The organism is Acinetobacter sp. YH12236, from assembly GCF_013417645.1.
Classification (GTDB): Bacteria; Pseudomonadota; Gammaproteobacteria; order Pseudomonadales; family Moraxellaceae; genus Acinetobacter.
Genome location: NZ_VPDM01000017.1, coordinates 1 through 2,738, shown reverse-complemented (window position 1 = coordinate 2,738; position 2,738 = coordinate 1). Strand labels below are relative to the sequence as shown.

Here is a 2,738-nt window from a genome sequence, read left to right as displayed (position 1 = left end):
TAGGCAGACGAGATGTCTATCTAGGTAGTCTATTGCAGGAAAAGAATCGACTTGAAAAGGCGCAGTCCACTCATACCTCCGTTGTTGTGATTAAATTACTTGAAGAGAATATTGAGTATTTAAATCAACAATTTGAACATATTGATAAGTTAATAAATAATCACATAGATCAAGATCCAACATTGAAACAGGATTTGAAATTACTGCAAACGGCTTTGTTGCACAAAGATTTCATAACTATATGATTTTAAAAGTTTTGATTATTTTTTGATCCAAAATTAAATTTATTTAAATCAGTTGCTTACATATTTATGCAACAAAGCCGTGTTAAATAAATTGTAAATTACATACATATTCAATACAAATGTGCAATAATTATGAAGAAGTGTGAATTTTATCACATTAATGATGGAGGCTTTATGTTAATTATTAATGTGTTGCGGAGAGTTGTTAATGTATAAGGTTTTATTGCTTTTAGTTTTAATATGTATGGGTGGAACTGCTTGTGTATCAAATTATAGGCATCCCTCGGAGTTGCGGTTTCAGGAAATGAAGGCTGGTTACTCGACATTGCTTAATGTTACAAGAGATGGTTTTCTATGTGCAGACGACACAGAAGGGAATCAAAATTGCCCAATTGAATTTTATATCGACAGTATTAAAGCTGGAAATTTTTATATAAATAATTCGGCTCAATATTCATTAAAACCTGAGACGTATAATTTCAAAGTGAAAAACTGCACTGAAGCATCATGCCAGAGTTGTGATATTGACTTGAACGTAGGGAAGTTAGCGAGCAATGAATTAGTCCTATCTGTCAAAGCTGATGGTATGCCTTTTATTGCCAATAATGGCCAGCCATTAAGTTGTGAGGTAAAACCACATGTTGTTGCACAGGAGCATACAATTTGAGTGGATCTAGCAGCAGATACTTTATTTAAATTTGACGGTTCTTCTTTGAATTATTTATTACCAAAAGGTCGTCAAGAAGTACTAGAAGTTGCATCGCAAATTCGCAACAATTTCTTTTCTGTGAGTCAAATCAAGTTAGTTGGCCATACAGATCGTTTGGGAAATGATAGTTATAACAATCAATTAGGGCAAAAACGTGCAGATACGGTGCGTAACCTATTGATTCAAAATGGTGTGGCAGGGAATGTGATTTCGACAGCAAGTGCAGGCAAACGTCAACCAGTGACCAATGGCTGTTTTGATGTAAAGCAGCTAGAAGCATTACATGCATGTTTGCAACCAGATCGTCGAGTCACGGTTGAAATTACGGGCTTATCTAAGTAATTAGCTTTTAAGTTTAAGAATTATTTAATTTATATATTGGATCTGTGATGAGTAATTTTATAGTTATTGAAAAAGACTCTCTCAATAAAGTAAGTGTTCATGCTGAACGTATTGTTTTGTCAGAATCAAGCATTGTTCATACAAAAATGAATCGTGATGATGTTGCGGAATTCATTCGTGATGGAAATAATTTAATTTTAAAGCTCACAAATGGAGAAGTTATTGTTATTGAAAACTTCTTTGTTGTGGATGCAGAAGGGGGTACATCAGATTTAGTCTTTGAAGAAGATGGTTGTGTTCTTTATTGGTTTGATGGTCTTTCTGGTTTTAAAGAAATTTCAGGATTAGAAGCATTATTGCCAGCAGTTGAGGGTAGTAAACTTGTTGGATTGTTACCTTGGTTGGTGGGTGCGGGTGTTGTTGGTGGCATTATTGTTGGACAAGATGGTAATGATAAAAATATTCAGAAAGATACTATTAAACCTTTTGCACCGAGTGTGAGCTTAACCACCGACAGTGGTAGTGATAATAAAGATGGCATCACCAATAACGGTGACTATACTGTTTCCGGTATTGAAGATGGTGCGACCGTTGAATACAGCACCGATGGCGGTAAGACTTGGATTAGTGAGAAACCGGTTGCGCAAGAAGGTGAGAATAGCATCAGCGTACGTCAAATCGACAAAGCGGGTAATGTTTCAGCCTCGACAGACATTAAATTCACCTTAGACACCACAGCACCGACAGCGACGCTTAGCATTGATGCGGTTACAGCGGACAACGTTGTGAATGCTGCGGAAGCAGGAAAAACTGTGACGTTGACTGGTAACGTGACCGGTGAATTTACTGAGGGCGATATCGTCACTCTGACCATCAACAATCAACAGTACACTGCTGAAGTTCAAGCAAACGGTAGTTGGAGTGTTGATGTAGCAGGTAGTGATTTGCTGGCTGATGGCGACCAATCAATCGCAGGCAGTGTGGTGGTGCATGATGTGGCAGGCAACCCTGCGACAGTGACAGCTGATAAGGGCTATGTCGTTGACACGACAGTACCGACAGCGACGCTCAGCATTGATGCGGTTACAGCGGACAACATTGTGAATGCTGCGGAGGCAGGAACAGATGTGACGTTGACTGGTCAAGTGACTGGTGAATTTACAGAGGGCGATATCGTCACTCTGACCATCCACGAGAAAACATACACGGCTAAGGTTCAGGCAGACGGTATTTGGAGTGTTGCTGTAGCAGGTAGTGATTTGTTGGCTGATGGTGACAAATCAATCGCAGGCAGTGTGGTGGTTCATGATGTCGCAGGCAACCCTGCGACAGTGACATCTGATAAGGGCTATGTCGTTGACACGACAGTACCGACAGCGACGCTCAGCATTGATGCGGTTACAGCGGACAACATTGTGAATGCTGCGGAGGCAGGAACAGAT

General features: G+C 39.6%; 3 protein-coding genes and 1 pseudogene. All 4 read left to right on the top strand.

What is annotated here, in order from left to right; translation table 11 throughout:
* Positions 1–245 (top strand): annotated as a pseudogene (locus FTV14_RS15920) (IS110 family transposase); the annotation flags it as partial.
* Between the two features lie 208 nt (positions 246–453).
* Positions 454–912, top strand: coding sequence for a hypothetical protein (locus FTV14_RS16035; protein WP_257219774.1), 459 nt, complete (start codon positions 454–456; stop codon positions 910–912).
* On the top strand, positions 913–1,296 hold the full coding sequence (locus FTV14_RS16030; RefSeq protein WP_373683963.1) for an OmpA family protein: 384 nt from the start codon (positions 913–915) through the stop codon (positions 1,294–1,296).
* Between the two features lie 47 nt (positions 1,297–1,343).
* Positions 1,344–2,738 (top strand): Ig-like domain-containing protein (locus tag FTV14_RS09030; RefSeq protein WP_180053793.1); only part of this gene is annotated, 1,395 nt, incomplete at its 3' end.

Bases quoted from the DNA above. Each gene is read 5' to 3' on its own strand.
- FTV14_RS16035 (WP_257219774.1), top strand. From the start codon at position 454: ATGTATAAGGTTTTATTGCTTTTAGTTTTAATATGTATGGGTGGAACT.